21 protein-coding genes and 2 tRNA genes are annotated in these 21,826 nt (G+C 38.7%); 20 read left to right on the top strand and 3 right to left on the bottom strand.

Going from position 1 to position 21,826, the window contains the following annotated elements:
* Positions 1-72: 72 nt before the first annotated feature.
* From H9650_RS19305 to H9650_RS19295, 3 genes are all read left to right on the top strand, one after another.
* Positions 73-504: a S1 domain-containing RNA-binding protein gene (locus H9650_RS19305; RefSeq protein WP_144541508.1), complete on the top strand. Its 432-nt coding sequence runs from the start codon at positions 73-75 to the stop codon at positions 502-504.
* 239 nt (positions 505-743) lie between these two features.
* Positions 744-1,202 (top strand): DinB family protein, encoded by a 459-nt coding sequence (locus tag H9650_RS19300; protein WP_151111847.1) that lies wholly within the window; start codon positions 744-746, stop codon positions 1,200-1,202.
* A gap of 119 nt (positions 1,203-1,321) precedes the next feature.
* Positions 1,322-1,684: an NUDIX domain-containing protein gene (locus tag H9650_RS19295; RefSeq protein ID WP_154311958.1), complete on the top strand. Its 363-nt coding sequence runs from the start codon at positions 1,322-1,324 to the stop codon at positions 1,682-1,684.
* Between the two features lie 265 nt (positions 1,685-1,949).
* Here the strand turns inward: H9650_RS19295 and H9650_RS19290 are convergent, their stop codons facing one another.
* The 3 genes from H9650_RS19290 to H9650_RS19280 all read right to left on the bottom strand — a co-directional run bounded on the left by H9650_RS19290 (position 1,950) and on the right by H9650_RS19280 (position 2,899).
* Positions 1,950-2,681, bottom strand: a complete 732-nt coding sequence (locus H9650_RS19290; RefSeq protein WP_154311957.1) for a nucleotidyltransferase domain-containing protein — start codon at positions 2,679-2,681, stop codon at positions 1,950-1,952.
* 66 nt (positions 2,682-2,747) lie between these two features.
* A tRNA-Glu gene (locus H9650_RS19285) sits at positions 2,748-2,819 on the bottom strand.
* Between the two features lie 6 nt (positions 2,820-2,825).
* A tRNA-Met gene (locus H9650_RS19280) sits at positions 2,826-2,899 on the bottom strand.
* Between the two features lie 297 nt (positions 2,900-3,196).
* Between H9650_RS19280 and H9650_RS19275 the strand changes: the two genes are divergently transcribed.
* The 17 genes from H9650_RS19275 to lysS all read left to right on the top strand — a co-directional run bounded on the left by H9650_RS19275 (position 3,197) and on the right by lysS (position 21,431).
* Positions 3,197-5,569, top strand: coding sequence for a SpoIIE family protein phosphatase (locus H9650_RS19275; protein WP_154311956.1), 2,373 nt, complete (start codon positions 3,197-3,199; stop codon positions 5,567-5,569).
* 62 nt (positions 5,570-5,631) lie between these two features.
* Entirely contained in the window at positions 5,632-7,026 is a 1,395-nt protein-coding gene (gene tilS, locus H9650_RS19270) for a tRNA lysidine(34) synthetase TilS (protein ID WP_154311955.1), read from the top strand.
* 12 nt (positions 7,027-7,038) lie between these two features.
* Entirely contained in the window at positions 7,039-7,581 is a 543-nt protein-coding gene (hpt, locus tag H9650_RS19265) for a hypoxanthine phosphoribosyltransferase (RefSeq protein ID WP_144541496.1), read from the top strand.
* A gap of 185 nt (positions 7,582-7,766) precedes the next feature.
* Complete coding sequence (ftsH, locus tag H9650_RS19260) at positions 7,767-9,800, top strand: ATP-dependent zinc metalloprotease FtsH (protein WP_191697926.1); 2,034 nt, start codon at positions 7,767-7,769, stop codon at positions 9,798-9,800.
* A 113-nt stretch (positions 9,801-9,913) separates the two neighbouring features.
* Positions 9,914-10,696: a type III pantothenate kinase gene (locus H9650_RS19255; protein WP_144541491.1), complete on the top strand. Its 783-nt coding sequence runs from the start codon at positions 9,914-9,916 to the stop codon at positions 10,694-10,696.
* Entirely contained in the window at positions 10,697-11,578 is an 882-nt protein-coding gene (hslO, locus tag H9650_RS19250; protein WP_151111834.1) for an Hsp33 family molecular chaperone HslO, read from the top strand. It begins immediately after the preceding gene.
* Positions 11,562-12,491, top strand: coding sequence for a peptidyl-prolyl cis-trans isomerase (locus H9650_RS19245; protein ID WP_191697925.1), 930 nt, complete (start codon positions 11,562-11,564; stop codon positions 12,489-12,491). The genes hslO and H9650_RS19245 overlap by 17 nt, the downstream gene beginning before the upstream one ends.
* A 440-nt stretch (positions 12,492-12,931) precedes the next feature.
* Positions 12,932-13,855: a cysteine synthase A gene (gene cysK, locus H9650_RS19240; RefSeq protein ID WP_144541485.1), complete on the top strand. Its 924-nt coding sequence runs from the start codon at positions 12,932-12,934 to the stop codon at positions 13,853-13,855.
* A gap of 171 nt (positions 13,856-14,026) precedes the next feature.
* The gene (locus tag H9650_RS19235; protein WP_191697933.1) at positions 14,027-15,406 is read left to right on the top strand and encodes an anthranilate synthase component I family protein; all 1,380 of its coding nucleotides are present in this window, start codon (positions 14,027-14,029) and stop codon (positions 15,404-15,406) included.
* Positions 15,403-15,990 carry an aminodeoxychorismate/anthranilate synthase component II gene (gene pabA, locus H9650_RS19230; RefSeq protein ID WP_144541483.1) on the top strand — a complete coding sequence of 196 codons (588 nt, stop codon included), beginning with the start codon at positions 15,403-15,405 and terminating at the stop codon, positions 15,988-15,990. The genes H9650_RS19235 and pabA overlap by 4 nt, the downstream gene beginning before the upstream one ends.
* Positions 15,991-16,830, top strand: a complete 840-nt coding sequence (gene pabC, locus H9650_RS19225) for an aminodeoxychorismate lyase (RefSeq protein WP_144541481.1) — start codon at positions 15,991-15,993, stop codon at positions 16,828-16,830.
* Between the two features lies 1 nt (position 16,831).
* Complete coding sequence (gene folP / locus H9650_RS19220; RefSeq protein WP_144541479.1) at positions 16,832-17,689, top strand: dihydropteroate synthase; 858 nt, start codon at positions 16,832-16,834, stop codon at positions 17,687-17,689.
* 3 nt (positions 17,690-17,692) lie between these two features.
* A complete protein-coding gene (folB, locus tag H9650_RS19215; protein WP_144541476.1) occupies positions 17,693-18,058 on the top strand; it encodes a dihydroneopterin aldolase in 366 nt (121 codons plus the stop codon).
* Positions 18,055-18,573 carry a 2-amino-4-hydroxy-6-hydroxymethyldihydropteridine diphosphokinase gene (gene folK / locus H9650_RS19210; RefSeq protein WP_144541474.1) on the top strand — a complete coding sequence of 173 codons (519 nt, stop codon included), beginning with the start codon at positions 18,055-18,057 and terminating at the stop codon, positions 18,571-18,573. Before folB ends, folK begins: the two co-directional genes overlap by 4 nt.
* Positions 18,525-18,746: a helix-turn-helix domain-containing protein gene (locus H9650_RS19205; RefSeq protein ID WP_144541472.1), complete on the top strand. Its 222-nt coding sequence runs from the start codon at positions 18,525-18,527 to the stop codon at positions 18,744-18,746. Before folK ends, H9650_RS19205 begins: the two co-directional genes overlap by 49 nt.
* Entirely contained in the window at positions 18,746-19,771 is a 1,026-nt protein-coding gene (gene dusB / locus H9650_RS19200; protein ID WP_154311953.1) for a tRNA dihydrouridine synthase DusB, read from the top strand. Before H9650_RS19205 ends, dusB begins: the two co-directional genes overlap by 1 nt.
* Positions 19,772-19,940: 169 nt before the next feature.
* Positions 19,941-21,431 carry a lysine--tRNA ligase gene (gene lysS, locus H9650_RS19195; protein ID WP_144541468.1) on the top strand — a complete coding sequence of 497 codons (1,491 nt, stop codon included), beginning with the start codon at positions 19,941-19,943 and terminating at the stop codon, positions 21,429-21,431.
* Positions 21,432-21,826: the final 395 nt, after the last annotated feature.

Here is a 21,826-nt window from a genome sequence, read left to right as displayed (position 1 = left end):
AGGGTCTGTATAAAAAATATACAAATTCATTTATAAAGAACCGCTTAAATTCTAAGGAGGAGCATTTTTTTTATGTCAATTGAAGTAGGCAGCAAGGTACAAGGTAAAGTAACAGGAATCACTAACTTCGGAGCGTTCGTTGAGCTTCCTGGGGGCTCAACAGGTCTAGTTCACATTAGTGAAGTTGCAGATAACTATGTGAAGGATATTAATGAGCATTTAAAAGTAGGCGATATGGTCGAAGTAAAAGTGATGAATGTTGAAGCGGATGGCAAAATCGGCTTATCTATTCGTAAAGCAAAGCCACAAGCAGAAAGACCAGAGAGACCAGAACGTCCTCAGCGTCCACGCAATAATAACCGCCCGAACGATCGTGATCGTCCGAGCAAAGAGAATTTTGAGCAAAAAATGGCAAGATTCTTAAAGGATAGTGAAGATCGTTTGTCTACGTTAAAACGCGCAACAGAGTCTAAACGCGGTGGTAGAGGCGCAAAACGAGGATAATATGCTGTCTGTTTTATCGGTAGAAAAAATGTTTAATAGATGTGGAAAGGTGTTAGCATTGCTAACGCCTTTTTTGTATGGTAAATATTTTCACTATTGGAACAAATGAGGTAAAATATATATGTAATTTAAAGTAGGTTTATCTCATGGGAAATGTGAATTGACTTAAATGAAAAATGATTAATTGTAGAGTGATTGGGTAGTTAAATATTACGAACTATCAGTTTAGGAGGCAAAGCATGACTAAAGATGAAATACTAAAAGCGCATCAGCAATATTTAGAGTGGTTGGATTCTCTTGAGAGCTTAAGTGAAGAAGAAGGGAACACTCCTTACCGTGAAGGAAAATGGACGCCAAATGAAATTATTATGCATATGGCGGAATGGGACAAGTTTACGTTACAGGAACGTCTACCTTTAATGAAAGAAGGAGAAAAACATCAAGCGTATCCAAATTTCGAAGACTTCAATGCAAAAGCTGCAGCCCTTGCTAATGAACAAACATTTAAAGAAACCATTGCTCATGCAAAAGAACAGCGCAAAGCCATCATGGGAGAGCTTAAGAAGATTGATGAAATAGAATGGGATAAATATTTTTATATTGGGGATCATTCCAGCACTATACGCAACTATTTCACTGACTTCCTGGAGCACGACCTACATCATCAAAAACAGATTTCACCAGGCTATAGTAGTTAAATTCATAGTTAAAATTGCAACCCGTAGACCAATTTGAAAGCAATATATGGTCTGCGGGTTTTTAATGTTTAGGAGATTAATAAAATTTTGGGAAAGAAGTATGCTAGGGGGATTAATGAATGATAAAGAGAAACTCAGCGAAGGCTATTATAATTGATGATAAGAGAATATTAGTTATCAAGCTCCATGAAAATAATGAAATCTACTATATTTTGCCGGGCGGAGGGCAAGAGCCGGGGGAAATTTTACATGAAGCCCTCAAAAGAGAGTGTAGGGAAGAGGCAGGAGCAGAGATTATCATTGGAGATATAATATTTGTGCGAGAATATATTGGGAAGAACCATGAATTAGCAGGGAGACACGGAGATTATCATCAGACGGAGTTTATGTTTTTATGTAAAGTCGAGCCGTTAAACTTCGTAAAAAGTACTTTACCTGATAGAGGACAAATCGGTTTAGAGTGGATACCTATTTCCAGCTAATGGAATATAATTTTTCTCCTAAAGGCTTGAGACAACATATAGTTACTTATTTTAAGGAAGGAAAAGCACAGGTCTATGTCGGAGACATTAATTAATAGATAGAGCTTTAGGGCTTTAAGAAGTGCAGAATACAGATTGTGAAGAAAATTTCTCATAGAGAAACTCCGACCTCTTTGAAAATGTATACAGTTTGAGCCCACTTTATAGTGGGCCTATATTTGGTTGGCTCAAAACAAAATAAGTACTTTTCTATGTCGGAAAACGGTTAGTGATCGTTACTGGTAGATTTACCTAATGAAAAACCTTCAAACAAGCGACCACCAAATGGTTCTAGTATTTCGTCGACAAGCTCGATAATTTTTACTTTATCCCGATGCTTGTAATAGGCGTCGAAGACTTCAATAAATTTATGAGCAAACGATTCGTCAAATTGCTTCAATGCGCGATATCCCCACTTAGAAGTACCAACCCACTGACGATTCACTCTTAACACAAACTCGCTAGCTAGCTCTAGGAGGGTATGGACAATAAAGATATCCTCTTCGGGGGTTGTACTTCCGATAAAATCGTCTAAAACATCTGTAAGAAAATAGCGCTTCAATGTAATGGTAGCTTTTGACCATTCCTTCGGTCCATTCGACAATAACAAGCGGGCTTCTCCTTGAATAGACGATAATAACCCATCATCCTTTAAAACCATTCCCTCGACTATCATCTTCGGAAGCGATGGCTTAGCCCTCTCGCAATCCAACTCAAAGTAATGTTTGTAGGAACTTAAATTATGGATAAATACTTCTACAGGCCACCCTTCTACATAAAAGGACTCTCTAAAAGCTGAAAGAATACTATTATCAAAAATTACAATATCCAAGTCAGATGTGGAAGTACCTTCTCCACGAACAATACTCCCAGCCAAAATGGCACCCTGACAGTGAGGATAATATTGCTGAATAAAGTGATTAGCCACTGCAATTGGATCGTTTTTTTCCTTAAACACTTTCTTGCCCCCTTTTATTAAAGGATAGCAAAAAAGAGGCTGCATTTGTGCAACCTCTTTTTAAGATGACCCCTACGGGATTCGAACCCGTGTTACCGCCGTGAAAGGGCGGTGTCTTAACCGCTTGACCAAGGGGCCGTATAATGGCGGCCGAGGGGATCGAACCCCCGACCTCACGGGTATGAACCGTACGCTCTAGCCAGCTGAGCTAGGCCGCCGTTTTAACGAACAAATATCATATTACAAGCGTTTGGACAAAGTGTCAATACTTTTTTGAAAAGATATTTTAAAAAATATATCTACAAAAAAAACTGACAATTTACGTGGCTGCAAAAGCACCTAAATTACTAGGTTTTTAAAGAAGTATGGACCTTAAGTGTAGGCCTCATATTTTAATATTCAAATCATGGTATATCAGGTCGAAAAGTTTTTGAGAGGAGTGTCAGGAAGAGACATACTTTTTGAAATGCAGTAGGTATACTTCGAACATGAGTTGAATAGGGAGGTATACAAATATGAAAACGATTTACGAACAAGAACAAAAAAGAAGCTTTGCGTGGAGAAGGGTAGTAGAAAATATTCAGGCAAGAAAGGTCACCATCTCTTTAATGGTCACATTCTTTGTTCTTTCTTTTTTCTTAGCCCAGGTTGTTCTATTCGAGGCATCGGTCCCATTTTTCTTACCTATATGGGCGTTGGTTAATTTAAGGTTTCAACGTTTTATACCTTGGACGTTTGCAGGAGCACTTTTGGGTAGTATGACGCTTGGGCTAGGACAATTACTAATCCATGTATTTCAAGCGGTATTTTTTACACTTCAAGGAAAAAGGTTTATAGAGAAAATCCCAATACCTTTATTTGTCCTGATAGATGTTGTCCTTATTCAATTGATTTGGCAATTTGTATCGTATGGCGGCGCCGTTCCAATGTCTATTTTGTTAGCTATAGGCTATGAGGGAATCTTAAGTTTGTTCATGACTATCTTTTTATTTCAGTTATTTCTTCCTTTACCTGAGTTCCTTCATAAGAGATGGACTATGGAAAGGATGGGATCAGCTTTATTGATAGGGGCATTAGTTTTGACTGGCATGTCTTCTTTTATAGTTGGTTACGTCTCTGTTCCGTTAATTATTGCGCATTTAGTAATTGCTGTAGCTGCCGCGGTAGGGGGTGTTCAGCTTTCTACTGTTGTAGCAGTCCTGGCAGGTACGATATTAAGTATCTCCACCTTAAGCTTCAGTGGAATGATTGCCGTTTATGCCTTGACTGGTTTTTTAGCAGGCTTGCACAAAAGATTTGGCCGGCTTTGGCAAGCATTTAGTATGCTAGGTGCAACTTTTTTCTTTATCTTATATGATCATACACTACCATTAGATTCCGTTTATATCGGTTCTCTAGTAGCGGCCTCACTAATCTTTTTTATGATTCCCTCGAAGTGGATTAAAGATGTGAAGGAGCAGCTATACCCAGATACGACTCATGTCCTTTTGAGAAGGCAAAAGTGGATGACAGAGAAGGTGAATCATCAGCTACAGGAATTTCAGCATTTTGTAGATTTTATCACACGTTTTATATCGGATCGTTTTGAACCTAAATCGGCAACCGAGGAAGTAGTGGAGCCATTAGCAGCTTGTCAGTCTTGCTTTCATTATGAAAAATGTTGGGGGGAGAAATCTAACGGAATACCGAGTCTTATACAACAATGGGAGGACCAACCAAGAAAAGCGAGAATTCAGCTGGAGAAGAAGATGCAATATAAATGCGTTAAACCACTTCAAATATTGCAAGAGTTAAAGGAAAGAGAGGCGAAAAGACAGCTAGCATATGAAATGCAGCACGGTAAGAAAATGTTCGCACTAAAGCTGAGAGATATGGGAAATCATATGAGTGAGCTTATGAACAACTTAGAAAATAATGTATCGTTATATACATCACATGAAGAGGAAGTGAAGCAAAAATTTCAACAATGTAATATTCCGTTTTATCAAATAGACATTTTAAATATTGATGTAGGACAGATGGAGGTAGTCTGCTGTTTGCCAGTAGAGTCGAGAGGCAAAATGATAGGCGAACGATTGATCATACCAATCCTCTATGAACTATGGAAGGAGCCTTTTGAGATAACCTCCATGAAAGAAGTGCATCAGCCGTATGAGCATATTCAAATGACATTTAAATCATCCGTTAGATTTAATATTTCCCACGATATATTTACTTCCTCAAGTAGAAATACAATCTATTCTGGGGATGCTCATGCTGTATTTCCTTTACATCCCGGATTACTTGCAGTTATTTTATCGGATGGAATGGGCAACAATGTAGAAGCACACCGTGAAAGCAGAAGGGTTATGCAATTTATGAGAGAATGCCTTAACAAAAAAATGGATCCTGAAACGACCATGCATACGTTGCATTATATGATGAGCCTACAGGATGACTCTGATAGCTACGCAACCGTTGATCTGGCACTAATTGATCTTCAGAAGGGGGAACTATGGTCTTGGAAAGCAGGCAGTATGTCTACTTATCTAATTCGAGGAAATGAGATGAGGAAAATAGAAAGTAAACACGTTCCATTCGGCTTCTTACCTACGTTCTCGATAGAGGCGAGAAAGGTCGATATTAAGGACGGCGATATATTATTAATGTTATCGGATGGGGTGTTTTCAGCAAATACAACTATAGAGAAGCAGGAGGCATATTATAAAAAAGTATTACAGGATCCTTCTATGAACGCAGAGAAATTCGTAAAAATATTAGAAGAAACTTACTCATTACCAGGAGATGATCGCACGGTTATTTTTATGCACGTAAAGCATACTGTTCCGGAATGGTCAATATTTTCACCTAGACAAGCATCTAAGTTCCATGAAAAAATGGTACACTAGACTAGTATAAATGCTTATATAGAAGAGAATTATGTAGATAGATTGAAGGGAGAGATGAGAAGATGCATTCATTCGTTCGGAAGGTGAAGCAATATATAGACCGATACCGATTGATTGAGAAAGAAGAGCGTCTTCTTATCGCTTGTTCTGGTGGAACAGACTCTGTTGCTATTGTACTTGCGATGAAGGAATTGGAAAGCTTTTATCATTGTGAGTTAGGCATTGTTCATACTGACCATCAGTTAAGAGGTAAGGAATCTGCAGAAGACATGGAATTCGTTAAAGAGTTGGCGAATCAGTTAAACCTTCCTTTCTATTCTGCAGCATTAGAGGTTATGCGAAGAGTGGAGGAAGAGGGGGGCAATGTCCAAGTAATTTGTAGAGAAGAACGGTATGCCTTCTTTAATCACGTTATGAATACCAATAGTTACGATAAGCTTTTACTAGGGCATCATGCTGACGATCAAATTGAAACTGTCTTAATGTCTCTAATCCGAGGTACTAATAGTTCCACTATTACCGGGATACCTAAAAAAAGGCCTTTTTCTAGGGGACAAATTATCCGTCCTTTTTTAGGAGTTACAAAGCAAGAAATTGAAGAATATCTTTTAGACAAAAATCAACTTCATAGACATGACCCAAGCAATGACAAACATACATATACAAGAAATCGAATCCGTCATCGATTAGTGCCTCTCTTGAAGGAAGAAAATCCAAATGTAAGCGATCGAATAATGAATTTCGTAGAAAAACAGCTTCAGGATGAAGAGTATCTTCAAGAGGTGGCTAATGAAAAGTATGAACAGCTTGTGACAGTTAATGAGGAAGGGGGATTTGTTATAGATTCTGTAAGCTTTTCTACAGTTCCCATTGCTTTACAAAGAAGAGTGATTCTACTACTATTAGAGTATCTATACAAAAACTCCGATATACTACTTAACGATCGAATGATTGAATCCATTCTTACAGCTTGCAATAATCATGATGGCAACACAGTATTAAACTTGCCAAATGCTGTTACTCTCACACGCCATTACAATCACATACAATTTACTCCGTATCATAAGGAACCTGTAGTTAGTCAGGAAATTGTAATGAAGGAAGATTGTTGGATTGATTGTGGTGCAGGTTTTTTCATCTACTTGACGAGAAATTTAACAGACCAAATTACCGGTGAAAAGTATTTTGTACAATTAGAGGGTGAATCTTTGCCGCTTACTATTAGACAAAAGACTCAGGGCGACCGGATCCATATCAAAGGAATGTCCTCCTCTAAAAAAGTTTCCCGTTTATTTATCGATGAGAAAATCTCTCCTGAGGCCCGTTTATCTTGGCCATTACTAGTAACAGCTAAAAATGATATAATTGCAGTAATTGGCTTACGCTATGGAGAACAATTTTCGAAGCAATACAACTCGCAAAATTATGTAATGTATTTAAAGCGTATTAATCATTAGGGGGACTAAAAAATGCTAGAGAAAGACATACTAGAGATTTTATTGACAGAAGAACAGATTCAAGAGAAAACAATTGAGCTTGGGGCACAACTGACTGCTGACTATGCGGACAAGTTTCCACTTGCAATAGGAATCTTGAAAGGTGCAATGCCATTTATGTCTGATTTGATGAAACGTGTAGATACATATATTGAAATGGACTATATGGATGTTTCTAGTTATGGAAATGCTACTGTTTCTTCCGGCGAAGTAAAAATTGTAAAAGACTTGAATACAAGTGTGGAAGGGCGCGATATTCTAATTATTGAGGATATCATTGATAGCGGTATGACGTTAAGCTATTTAGTGGACCTATTTAAGTACCGCAAAGCAAAATCAATTAAAATTGTCACACTGTTGGATAAGCCTACGGGTAGAAAAGTAGATTTAGAAGCAGATTATGTTGGTTTTAATGTCCCAGATGCATTTGTTGTTGGTTACGGATTAGATTATGCAGAAAAATACCGAAACTTACCATATGTTGGTGTGCTAAAAAAAGAAGTTTATTCTTTTTAAGCTAGGTTTTGTAAACGTCTAATTGCTCATTTCTAGCAAAATTAGAATTTTGAAAGAAAAACAGCAATAGAGGACATAGCCTTAAATTTAAGTTCCTTTTTAAGAAGGCTTTTCATTGTACGCCAAAAAAAACGTATGTTAAGATAATCATTAGTTTTTCTGTTTACCTTGTGAGGAGGCTAGGAATGAATCGAGCATTGCGCTACGCCATATTGTATTTATTGATATTTTTTGTGATTGTAGGTATTTTTGCTACGTTTAACACAAATAATACCCCTACTAAAAATATTCGCTATGATGAATTTATGACTTCACTTTCAAAAGGTGATGTTACCAACTTTTCAATGCAACCAGAACAAGGTGTTTACTTTGTAGAAGGTTCCATGAAAGGATATGAGGAAGGAGAAAAGTTTTTAACTAAACTTCCTTATAATAGTGAAAAATTGCTAGATAGAATAGATTCACTAGCAACAGCAAATTCAGTGAAAATTGATGTAATTGAAACTTCTAAAACAAGTGGCTGGGTACAATTCTTCACTGGCTTACTACCTTTCTTGATTATCATCATTTTATTCTTCTTCTTATTGAGCCAATCTCAGGGCGGTGGTAACCGTGTGATGAACTTCGGTAAGAGTAAGGCAAAACTGTATGATAACGACAAGAAAAAAGTTAAATTCCCAGATGTTGCAGGTGCAGATGAAGAAAAAGCAGAACTAGTAGAAGTTGTAGATTTCTTAAAAGATCCACGCAAATTCGTGGAAATTGGAGCACGTATACCGAAAGGGATTCTTTTGGTAGGTCCCCCAGGTACTGGTAAAACATTACTTGCTCGTGCTGTAGCTGGCGAAGCTGGAGTACCTTTCTTCTCAATCAGTGGTTCTGATTTTGTTGAAATGTTCGTCGGTGTCGGGGCATCACGAGTACGTGATTTGTTTGAGAATGCGAAGAAAAATGCGCCATGTATCATTTTCATCGATGAAATTGATGCAGTTGGTCGTCAACGTGGAGCAGGTCTTGGTGGAGGTCACGATGAGCGTGAGCAAACACTAAACCAATTGCTAGTTGAGATGGATGGTTTTGGAGCAAATGAAGGTATTATTATCATTGCGGCTACAAACAGACCAGATATTTTAGACCCAGCACTTCTTCGTCCTGGACGCTTTGACCGTCAGATTACTGTAGGTCGCCCGGACGTGAAGGGCCGTGAAGCAGTACTTCAAGTACATGCACGTAACAAGCCTTTAGATGACACAGTGGACTTGAAAGCGATTGCTCAACGCACACCAGGATTCTCAGGAGCAGATTTAGAAAACTTATTGAACGAGGCTGCACTTGTTGCTGCTAGAAGAAATAAGAAAAAAATCGATATGTCTGATATTGATGAAGCAACGGATCGCGTTATCGCTGGACCAGCTAAATCAGGTAAGGTTATATCGCCAAAAGAACGTAAAATTGTTGCCTTCCATGAGGCTGGGCACGTAGTTGTTGGGTTAACTCTAGATGACGCAGAGATCGTTCATAAGGTAACCATTGTCCCTCGTGGGCAAGCTGGAGGATATGCAGTAATGCTTCCAAAAGAAGACCGTTACTTCATGACTAAACCAGAACTTCTGGATAAAGTTTCAGGATTACTTGGTGGACGTGTTGCTGAGGATATCGTCTTTGGAGAGGTATCTACAGGTGCTCACAATGACTTCCAGCGTGCGACAGGTATAGTGAGAAAAATGGTCACTGAATATGGTATGAGTGACAAGTTAGGACCAATGCAATTTGGTCAAACTCAAGGAGGAAATGTATTCTTGGGCCGCGACTTTAACTCAGAGCAAAACTATTCGGATAAGATTGCTTATGAAATCGACCATGAAATGCAAACGATGATTAAAGAGCAATACGAACGAACTAAACAGATTTTAACAGAGAAACGCGATTTGTTAGATTTAATCGCAAATACGTTATTAGAGGTTGAAACGTTAGATGCTGCTCAAATCTTACATTTACAAGAGCATGGAACTCTTCCGGTTCGTGAATACGACCAAGATAACCAAGCTGTTGATTTAAGTAAAGATGAGAAATCTGATGCTACAGGTGCAGTTTCTGACCCTACTATTGGTGACTTACCAAAAGAGGATGGAGAAACTAGCGAGGCAGGTCCTATTCAAGAGGAACGTCCAGATGATACATCAGGTCCATTTCAAGAAAAACGACCTACAGATAAATAATAATATATAAAAGCTGAGTGATTTTCGTCATTAGACGAGTCACTCAGCTTTTTTATTCCGTGGGAAATATGGTATGATGTTTTGGAAATCTACGTAAAGTGAGGAAAAGCTTCATGATACTTGTGCTTGATACAGGAAATACGAACATTGTTTTAGGAGTTTATCAAGATGATCAGCTGATCCATCACTGGAGAATGGAAACAGACCGTCGTAAAACAGAGGACGAATTCGGGATGCAGGTCAAAGCACTTTTTTCCCATGTGAATATATCCTTTGAACAAATAGAAGGTATTATTATTTCCTCGGTGGTTCCACCAATCATGTTTTCATTAGAGGCAATGTGTAAAAAATATTTCGGTATAAAACCCTTAGTAGTAGGTCCCGGTATCAAGACGGGATTAAATATAAAATATGAAAACCCACGTGAGGTCGGTGCAGATCGTATTGTCAATGCAGTAGCGGCAATTCATGAATATGGTGCTCCTTTAATAATTGTTGATTTTGGAACAGCAACAACATACTGTTATGTCAACGAAAAAGGAGAGTATATGGGAGGAGCAATAGCGCCCGGCATCGGAATCTCCACAGAAGCATTGTTTGAAAAGGCTAGTAAACTTCCTAGGATTGAACTTACTACTCCCGAGCATGTTATAGGAAAAAACACAGTTTCTGCCATGCAGTCAGGGATTGTTTTTGGATATGTGGGGCAGGTTGAGGGCATCGTAAATAGGATGAAAAAAGTTTCTAAAAAGGCACCAAAAGTTATCTCCACAGGAGGGCTAGCTTCTTTAATAGGAAATGAGTCGACTGTCATGGATATCATTGATCCCTTCTTGACATTGAAAGGGTTATATTTAATTTATCAACGAAATTTAGAAGAAAGAGGTATAAAATAAATGAATGATTATTTAGTAAGAGCTCTGGCTTTTGAAGGCAGTGTACGAGCATTTGCAGTTCGCACAACAGATACAGTAGGAGAGGCGCAACGACGTCATCAAACGTGGCCAACTGCCTCTGCAGCACTTGGTAGATCAATGACAGCAGCCGTTATGATGGGGGCAATGTTAAAAGGTGAGGACAAGTTAACGGTTAAAGTGGAAGGCGACGGTCCTATTGGTCCAATGATCATTGATAGCAATGCAAAAGGTGAGGTTCGTGGATATGTAACCAATCCTCAAGTACATTTTGACTTGAATGCCGTTGGTAAGCTGGATGTTCGTCGTGCAGTAGGAACAGAAGGTACTTTGACTGTTGTGAAGGATTTAGGTATGCGTGATTTCTTTACAGGACAAGTACCAATTGTTTCTGGCGAAGTAGCAGAGGACTTCACGTACTATTATGCAGTATCTGAACAGGTTCCCTCCTCTGTAGGGTTAGGGGTTTTAGTAAATCCAGATAACTCTATTTTGGCGGCTGGAGGATTTATCATTCAGTTATTACCAGGAACAGATGATGAAACAATTACAATTATTGAAGAACATTTAAATAAAATGGAACCAGTGTCCAAATTAATCGAAAGAGGATTAACTCCCGAGCAACTATTGTTTGAAATTTTAGGGGAGGACAATGTACAAATATTAAATAATATGCCTGTGGCGTTTGAATGTAATTGCTCTAAAGATCGATTTGGCAGTGCTATTATTAGCTTAGGAGAAAGTGAAATCCGGGACATGATAGAAGAGGACGGAGGGGCAGAGGCTCATTGTCACTTCTGTATGGAAAAATATAATTACTCAGTAAATGAACTGGAGTCCTTTATCGATGAAATCAATTCATAATAATATTCCAACTCAACCTAAACGACATTTAAAAACTAAACCGGTACTTGTAGTACTTGGTATACTTTTACTTGGCAACCTACTTTGGTTTATAGCTTGGTTAATACCAAATGATCGACAAGCAAAAGCATCTGAAGAAGTCGCGTCAGTTGATGGAAAGGTTATTACGAAAGAGCAATGGATGGCTACAATGGAAATGGTGTACGGGAAAGAAGTACTATTGGACATGGTTAATGCAGAGGTAATGGAAGCTGCAGCTAAGAAAAACGATATTAAGGTAACTGATGATGAAATAAATTTAGAGCTGGCATTAATACGTTCTACAAGGGAAGGCACAGACACTTCCCTTCAAGCATATGACGAAGAGGTATTAAGGAAAAAAATTCGCGCTCGTTTAATTTTAGAAAAGGTATTGGCAAAAGATATAAACGTAGAGGCGAAAGAGATGAAAGATTTCTATGAAAATAACAAAAATCTCTATAATATCCCAACTTCCTATCGTACTAGTTTAATTTATGTTGCTACAGAAGAGGAAGGTAATGCTGTTTTAACAGAATTAAAGGATGGCTCTTCCTTTGATGGATTAGCAAGAGAGCGCTCCATAGATCCTAGCTCTGCGAGCTTAGGGGGAGATGTCGGCTACATTTCAAAAGGCACTGACTCGATAGATGAAGCTATAGTTGAAGCTTTAGCAAAGGTTAAAGAAGGAAAAACGAGTGGGGTAATTGCACTTAAGGATGGCAGGTACGCGATAGCACTTGTACAGAATATATTTGAAGGGCAAGCCTTCTCTTATGATGAAGTAGAAGGCCATATAAAGCGAGAGCTTGCGCTGAGCCAAATACCCCAATCCGTAACTCAAGAATCATTCTGGCAGGAATATAAAGCAGAGTGGATATACGGTGAACAATAAACAAAAATATTTTTTATGCGTCAGGCGATGGACAAAGAAAAGCGAGATTCTCAATTCTTGGTTTTCTTTGTCTTTTTATTTATCGTAAAGAAAATAAGTAGTTAGCAAACTACCGAAATGAGCTTGTAGTAACAATTATTTTTCAGACTCATTTTTATGTGAGTTTTTTTAAAACACTGACAGAGAAATGAACAGTAAAAAGGAACTATAGAAGAATATTTATTTTTGGAAACACTGTATTGATAGAGAGAATTATAGGTAGACTATTTTTGTTTGAAGTCGCATAAAATTAAGAGAGGCTCCAATAATTTAGTTGGTCTTACCTCGAAAAAATTTACTTTATTTGGCGAACTGTATTAATTGACAGTAGTTCTCTAAGATTGATATGATATAGGAAATAAAACCTATCAATCAAGTAGGGATTAGGAGTGAATCGTAGAATGGCAAAGTTAGCGAATAGTGTAGCGGATTTAATAGGTAAAACACCGATTGTCAAACTAAACAGAGTGACTAACCCAGAAGATGCTGAAGTTTACGTAAAATTAGAATACTTCAACCCAGGTAGCAGCGTAAAAGACCGTATTGCTCTAGCAATGATTGAAAATGCTGAAAAATCGGGTAAATTAACTGCTGACAGTACTATTATCGAACCGACTAGCGGAAACACAGGAATTGGACTTGCGATGATTGCCTCAGCTAAAGGGTATAAAGCGGTATTAGTAATGCCTGATACAATGAGCTTAGAGCGTAGAAACCTACTTCGTGCTTACGGTGCGGAATTAGTTTTAACTCCTGGAGCAGACGGTATGAAGGGAGCAATTGCGAAATCGCAAGAATTAGCGGACAAAAATGGCTGGTTCATGCCCCAACAATTTAATAATCCAGCTAACCCAGAGGTACATCGTTTAACAACTGGTCCTGAAATTGTTGAAGCGTTTGACCAATTAGATGGATTTGTTGCAGGAATAGGTACTGGTGGTACAATCACAGGTGCTGGTGGCGTGTTGAAGGAAAAATTCCCAAACATTCATATTGCTGCTGTTGAACCAAAAGATTCTAGTGTTCTTTCTGGTGGTAAACCAGGACCCCATAAAATCCAAGGAATTGGAGCAGGGTTTGTACCAGAAGTATTAGATACAGAGTTATACAATTCCATTATTCAAGTTTCTAACGAGGACGCTTATGCAACTTCTCGTGAAGTAGCTAAAAACGAAGGGATTTTAGGCGGAGTTTCTGCAGGAGCTGCTATATATGGAGCGCTTCAGCTGGCAAAACAGCTTGGCAAAGGTAAAAAAGTTCTTGCTGTTATCCCTGATAACGGTGAGCGTTACTTAAGCACACCTCTTTATCAATTCGAAGACTAATTAAGTGCTTGGGATGTTAATTTCATAATAGTTGATTTCATGAGAGGAAGTTTATTTACTTCCTCTCTTTTTTGTGGCAAAAAGCAACAGTTTCGCGTTAAGATGAAGTCAGATTGTTTTTTTAGGGGGATAAAAATAGTGGAATTATACCTTGATACACATTCTTTTCAAATGTCTAAAGAGGCATTTTTTTATGGATATAAAGAACTTACCAAAAATGAAACACATCATTTGTTCTTAGAGAGCGGGAGAGGTGGGCATCTTTCTGTTGCAGCATGGAATCCTTTAGCTACTGTTAAGTCTGATGAGAAGGGAATCCACATTGTTTGGAGAGAAGGAGAAAAAGAATTTAGAGCAGGTGAACCTTTAGAGGAGCTAGAGCGACTCATTGCTGACTATAAAATCCTTTACGATGAAAAGCTTCCCGATTTTCAAGGAGGGGCTGCTGGTTTTATTAGCTATGATTATGCTAGAAAGATAGAATCCCTACCAAATCTCTCAAAAGACGATTTGCAAATACCGGATATCTATTTTTACCTGCTAGACTGCTGGGCTGTTTTAGATGTAGAGACAGAAGTGGTAACACTGATGAAGCTCTCCAACAGTAAAGAGGATTTAGTTAAAATGGAGGAACAATACAGACAGGCAGCTGACCAAGGCATATCGTCCAGAATATTTCTACCGGGAGCTGCCACTGAATTTAATGAGGACTCAGCTCAGCTACATGTATCTGTTAGTGCAGAGGAATTTAAAGCGGCTACTCTAAAAATTCAAGATTATATTGCTCAAGGAGATGTATTCCAAGTTAATTTATCAGTTCGCCAATCAAAAGAGTTAAAGGCATCACCCATCGAGATGTATGAGGCATTACGTACTTTCAATCCTTCTCCTTATATGGCGTATATACATTCTCCGGACTTTGCTGTTGTATCGGGATCTCCAGAACTGTTAGTGAAGAAAAAGGGAATGGAACTTTCTACACGTCCTATTGCTGGTACAAGACCTAGAGGAAAAGACGAAGCAGAGGATATATTGTTGGCTAATGAGCTGATTGAAAATGAAAAAGAGCGTGCTGAGCATGTAATGCTTGTTGATTTGGAACGGAACGATTTAGGACGTGTTTCTGCCTATGGCACCGTTGAAGTGAATGAGTTCATGGCGATTGAGCGATATTCTCATGTCATGCATATCGTCTCCAATGTAAAAGGAGAGTTACGTCCTGGTGTCACAAACGCAGATATAGTACGGGCAATGTTCCCAGGTGGTACTATTACTGGCGCTCCTAAAATAAGAACGATGGAAATAATTGAAGAATTAGAGCCTGTGCGAAGAGGTTTGTATACAGGTTCTATAGGATGGCTTGGTTATTCAGGGGATATAGAGCTTAATATTGTTATCCGGACGGCGTTTATTCAAGATAGAATGGCACATATCCAAGCTGGAGCAGGTATTGTGATTGATTCGAAGCCTAGCGCAGAATATAAGGAGTCGATTAACAAAGCGAAGGCATTATGGCAGGCGAAGGCAATGGCAGAAGGGGGAAGCAAATGATATTAATGATTGATAACTACGATTCTTTTACCTACAACCTTGTGCAATACATCGGAGAGCAGGGTGTAGAGGTAAGGGTCGTCCGTAATGATGAGCTTTCTATAGAAGAGATTGAACGATTGTCACCTCAAATCATCGTTGTGTCTCCCGGTCCCTGCACTCCGAATGAGGCAGGCATTAGCTTAGATGTAATAACCTATTTCGCAGGAAAAATTCCTATACTAGGGGTTTGTTTAGGGCATCAATCAATTGGTCAAGCTTTTGGCGGTAAAGTAATTCGCGCAGAACGATTGATGCACGGGAAAACGTCTCTAGTCTTTCATGATGATAAGGGTGTAAATAAGGACATGCCTAACCCGTTCTATGCTACTCGCTATCATTCTTTAATAGTGGAAAGAAAATCCCTTCCAGACTGTCTCGAAGTTACATCGTGGACGGAAGAGGGAGAAATAATGGGGCTGCGTCACAAAGAGTTTGCGGTAGAAGGCGTACAATTCCATCCCGAATCTATTATGACGGAGGAAGGGAAAAAGCTAATCCAAAATTTTGTGAAAGATCACTGTTACGCTAAGGAGATGCTTTAAATGGAGGCATGGAAGGATGGACAGCTATTTAAAGCAAATGAACTGACAGTATCAGCCTATGATCATGGCTTTTTGTATGGTCTAGGCTTTTTCGAAACGTTTCGAACTTACAATGGCGAAGTTTTTTTGTGGGACGAGCATTGGTCAAGACTCTCGAAGGCGCTGTCAGACTTTCGAATTGCAATACCATATGAGAAGCAGTCTATTCTGAAGGCTGTGAATTTATTAACAGCAGCGAATAACGGGGAAGATGGATATTTTCGATTAAATGTCTCTGCAGGCATTCATGACATTGGTCTTCAGCCAAGCGATTATCCTCAACCAACTGTTATTATATTTCGAAAGCCTCTTCCTTCTACCGTACGAGGAAAAGAGAAGTCAGCAATTTGGTTAAAGACTGTCAGAAATTCTCCAGAAAGCTCCATACGTCATAAATCCCATCACTTTGCAAACAATGTTCAAGCTAGATTTGAAATAGATTCTTTGGCCACGCAGGAAGGAATTTTTGTAAATGCAGAAGGTTTTGTTGCAGAAGGCATTACTTCTAATGTCTTTTGGGTGAAGGACGGTAAAGTATATACTCCCTCAGTAGAGACTGGTATTTTAAATGGCACGACTAGGAAGTGGATTTTAAAAAACTGTACAATGGATATAGCGGAAGGTCTTTATACAAAGTCTCAACTAGAATTGGCGGATGAGGTATTTATAACAAACGCAGTTCAGGAAATAGTTCCGATTAAAAGTATTGGGGAGAAACAGTTTTTGGGTAACCAGGGCTCTGTTTATAAAGTGCTTCATAAACAATACGTAGAATGTATAGAGGGAGAAAGGAGGACATAGCATGAATTTACAATACAACTCGCATCCATTTGAAATGGGAGGAGTCACACTAGATTTTCGAAATGAAACAATCATAATGGGTATTCTAAACGTGACGCCAGATTCTTTTTCAGATGGAGGAAAGTTTAATGAGATAGAACAAGCTGTTGCTAGAGCAAAACAAATGGTGGCAGAAGGAGCAAAGATAATAGATGTAGGAGGAGAATCTACAAGACCGGGATACACACTCATCTCTGACGAAGAAGAAATTGCACGTGTGGTGCCTGTCATTAAGGCTATCAGTCAGCAGGTAAATGCTATTATTTCTATTGATACATATAAATCTACTGTTGCAAGAGCAGCTATAGAAGCTGGTGCTCACATTATTAATGATATTTGGGGAGCCAAAAGAGATACCAAGATTGCCGAGGTGGCAGCAGAATTGAATGTCCCTATTATTCTAATGCACAATCGAGATAATGAAGACTATGTAGATTTTTGGACAGAAGCGAAGCGGGATTTAGAAGAAAGCATTCAAATTGCAAGGTCAGCAGGTATTCCTTATGAAAATATTTGGTTAGACCCCGGTATTGGATTTGCGAAGTCTCACGAACAAAATATTTTAATGATGCAGCATTTAGCTGACCTAGTGGATATGGGCTACCCAGTATTGCTTGCTACGTCCCGTAAGCGCATGATTGGCAATGTGTTAAATTTACCTGTGGACGAGCGAATGGAGGGCACAGGAGCCACTGTTTGCTATGGTGTCCAGCTTGGCTGTCATATAGTAAGAGTGCATGATGTCATGGAGATTGCAAGAATGACAAAAATGATGGATGCTTTAATGGGCAAAGGCACCGATATGAAAGTGGAGGGTTAACGAATGGATTATATTCATTTAAACGATTTAGAATTTTACGGCTTTCATGGAGCGCTTCCAGAGGAAACAAAGCTTGGTCAAATTTTTAAAGTAACGGTGACGCTTGCTTGCGACTTAAAAAAAGCTGGAGAAACAGATAATTTAAACGAAACGGTTAACTATGCTGAGGTATTTGAGCTTTGTAAGCAAATAGTGGAGGGAAGACCTTATTTGTTAATAGAAGCTGTGGCTGAGAAAATTGCTTCTCGAATACTGGAGGAGTATAAAGAAAAGGTAAGTGGATGTCGAATACATTTAGTGAAACCAAATCCTCCGATTATTGGGCACTACACTTCGGTTGCTGTCGATATAACGAGAGGTACAATATGAATTTAGCATATATTTCTCTAGGTTCTAATATTGGAAATCGTTTAGAGTTTTTACAAGAGGCAGTCGGTTTATTGAAAGAGACAAAACAGATAGAGGTAAAAAGGATGTCATCGGTCTATGAGACAGATCCAGTGGGATACGTGGACCAAGCCGCTTTTTTAAATATAGTCGTAGAGCTTGAAACTTTATATACTCCTCATGAATTATTAAAAAAATGCAACGAAATAGAGGACTTGCTCGGAAGAAAGAGATTAGTTCGCTGGGGTCCGAGAACTGTAGACCTTGACATTTTGTTGTATAATGAAGAAAATATGAAAACGGAAGACCTAATCATTCCTCATCCTAGGATGACAGAAAGAGGGTTCGTGCTTGTTCCGCTTGTGGAAATAAACTCTGAATTAGTCCATCCAAGTACAAAACAAGCTTTTTCGAATATAGTGCATGATCAGAAAGAGGGCGTCCATTTATGGAAATCGTTCGATGGGGTCGACGCATTCGTGCATTTCGAAGGTTAAAGATGATTAAGCAAGTAGAACTTGCAAAAGAAATGGATATGTCTGTGTCTATACTTGGCAAAATAGAACAAGGTAAGCGTGTTCCAACCGAAAAACAGTTGGAAAAAATAGCTGCTATACTTGATATAAAGCTAGAAGAACTAAAAGGAGTAGCAGAAGAAGGTGAAGAATAATGACTAACACATCAACTAAACCATTTCAAATTGGTAAGCACGTAATGGATAACCGAGTAGTTTTAGCTCCTATGGCTGGTATCTGTAATTCAGCATTCCGCCTAACAGTAAAAGAATTTGGAGCAGGACTAGTCTACGCTGAAATGATCAGTGATAAAGGGATCGTGTTTAAGAACGAAAAGACTTTGAGCATGCTTTATATTGATGAGCGAGAAAATCCACTATCACTTCAGATTTTTGGTGGTGAGAAGGAAACGCTTGTAGCAGCTGCTAAGTATGTAGATGAACATACTTCTGCAGACATTATAGATATTAACATGGGGTGCCCAGTTAACAAGATTATAAAATGTGAAGCTGGTGCAAGATGGCTTCTAGACCCTAACAAGATATATGAAATGGTTTCTGCAGTTGTAGATAACGTAAAAAAACCGGTAAGTGTTAAAATGCGCACTGGCTGGGATGAAGAGCATTTATACATGGTTGAAAATGCTCAAGCTGTGGAACGAGCTGGTGGAGCAGCAGTTGCCGTTCATGGACGTACTCGTGTGCAAATGTATGAAGGTCATGCAAATTGGGATTTAATCCGCCAAGTAAAGGAAGCAGTAAATATACCTGTCATCGGTAACGGTGATGTAAATACACCGCAAGATGCGAAGCGTATGTTAGAGGAAACAGGTGTCGACGCAGTAATGATTGGACGCGCTGCTTTAGGGGATCCATGGATGATTTATCGTACAGTGGAATACCTAGAAACAGGAGAATTGAAACCAGAGCCGACAGTCCAAGAGAAAATAGATGTATGTTTATTACATTTTGATCGTTTAACAGCTTTAAAGGGAGAAGGCATTGCCGTTCGTGAAATGCGTAAGCATGCATCTTGGTACCTTAAAGGCATTCGAGGGAATGGTACAGCAAGAAATATGATAAACCAAACAGAAACTGCTCAAGAGCTTAAGGACTACTTACGATTCTTTGCAGAAGAATCCTCAAAGGAATATAATGAGGCTAGTACAATTCTTGCTTAATTAGTGGGCTGTCACGACAAGTGGCGGCTCTTTCCGTTTTTATCATACGTCAGAAAAATGAAAAATCTTCGATTGTGAAATAAAAGATGAAGAGAACCCTGAAATTGTGTACAATAAATGCAACGTAAATGATACTTGCGAATAATAGATTGCAAAAGGAGTGAAGGAAATGTCTAACATGGAAGAATTAAATGATCAACTTTTGGTGAGACGCCAGAAGATGACTACCATACAAGAAAAAGGATTAGATCCTTTTGGTGGTAAATATGAAAGAACTCATTTAAGTAATCAAGTTATTGCTGAATTTGATGAGTTCACAAAAGAACAGTTAGAAGAAACATCTCACGAAGTAGTGGTTGCAGGTCGAATTATGACCAAGCGTGGAAAAGGGAAAGCTGGCTTTGCGCATATCCAAGACTTGGGTGGGCAAATTCAGATATATGTACGAAAAGATGCAATCGGTGAAGATGCCTATGAACTATTTACAACAGCTGACTTAGGAGACATTGTAGGAGTTCGCGGAAATGTATTTAGAACTCAGGTAGGTGAATTGTCAGTAAAAGCAACAGAATTTACCTTCTTAACAAAGTCATTACGTCCAATGCCGGAAAAATTTCATGGCTTAAAAGATGTGGAACAACGCTATCGCCAACGCTATTTAGATTTAATGACTAGCGAGGAAAGCAAAAATACATTTATCACTAGAAGTCGAATCATTCAATCGATGCGTCGTTACTTAGATAGCCAGGGCTACTTAGAAGTAGAAACACCATTGTTACATACTGTAGCAGGAGGGGCAGCAGCTCGTCCGTTTATTACGCATCATAATGCGTTAGATATGGAGCTTTACTTACGTATTGCAATCGAATTACATTTAAAACGCCTAATTGTAGGTGGACTGGAAAAGGTATATGAAATAGGTCGTGTGTTCCGTAACGAAGGTGTATCTACTCGACATAACCCAGAGTTTACAATGATTGAGTTATATGAGGCGTATGCTGATTATAAAGATATTATGAACCTGACAGAGAACATGGTAGCGCATGTAGCGCAGGAAGTTCTAGGTTCTTCTACCGTTAAATATGGAGACGATGAGATTAATTTAGCGCCTGGCTGGAGACGTTGGCATATGGCTGATGCGGTTAAAGAGACAACTGGAGTTGATTTCTGGAAAGAGATGACGAAAGAGGATGCTCATGCATTGGCTAAAGAACATGGTGTAGATGTGAAACCTTCTATGGAAGTAGGACATGTGTTAAATGAATTCTTTGAGCAAAAAGTAGAAGAGACTTTAGTTCAACCAACATTTATCTATGGTCATCCAGTAGAGGTTTCTCCGCTTGCGAAGAAAAATTCAGAAGATGGACGCTTTACTGATCGTTTTGAGTTGTTTATAGTTCGTCGTGAGCATGCTAATGCATTCACGGAGTTGAACGATCCTATCGATCAACGTCAACGCTTTGAAGCACAATTAGAAGAAAAAGCTGCTGGAAATGATGAAGCACATGAAATGGATGAGGATTTCTTAGAAGCTTTAGAATATGGAATGCCACCTACAGGAGGACTAGGAATCGGGATAGATCGTTTGGTAATGTTATTAACAAATTCTCCGTCTATTCGCGATGTCCTATTATTCCCTACAATGCGTCATAGAGATTAAAGGGAACAAGGAAAGAGATACTACCATTGGTAGTATCTCTTTTAATTTACATCACTATATATAGTGCGCCGAAAGTTTTATTTATTTTTTTGTATAAAACCCTTGTAAAAGGTGCACACATGGTGGTATAGTAATCAAGTTCTCATTTTTACTTCGAATTTCACGAAAAACAATTTAAAAAAAGTTGTTGACATTGAAAAGTAGATTTGGTATGATATTAAAGTCGCCAAAACGAAACGGCGCAATGAACATTGAAAACTGAACATGCAAAACGTTAAGAAATATAGCTTGATAGACTAGTTCTTCAAGCAAAAGAAATGACATCATTTAATGATGATGCCAGCAAAACAAAATGAGCTTTTTAAGTTCTCTATTATGGAGAGTTTGATCCTGGC

The organism is Psychrobacillus faecigallinarum, assembly GCF_014836595.1.
GTDB lineage: Bacteria > Bacillota > Bacilli > Bacillales_A > Planococcaceae > Psychrobacillus > Psychrobacillus faecigallinarum.
The sequence above is the reverse complement of the archived record's forward strand: the minus strand, read 5'-3'. Positions and strand labels throughout refer to the sequence as shown.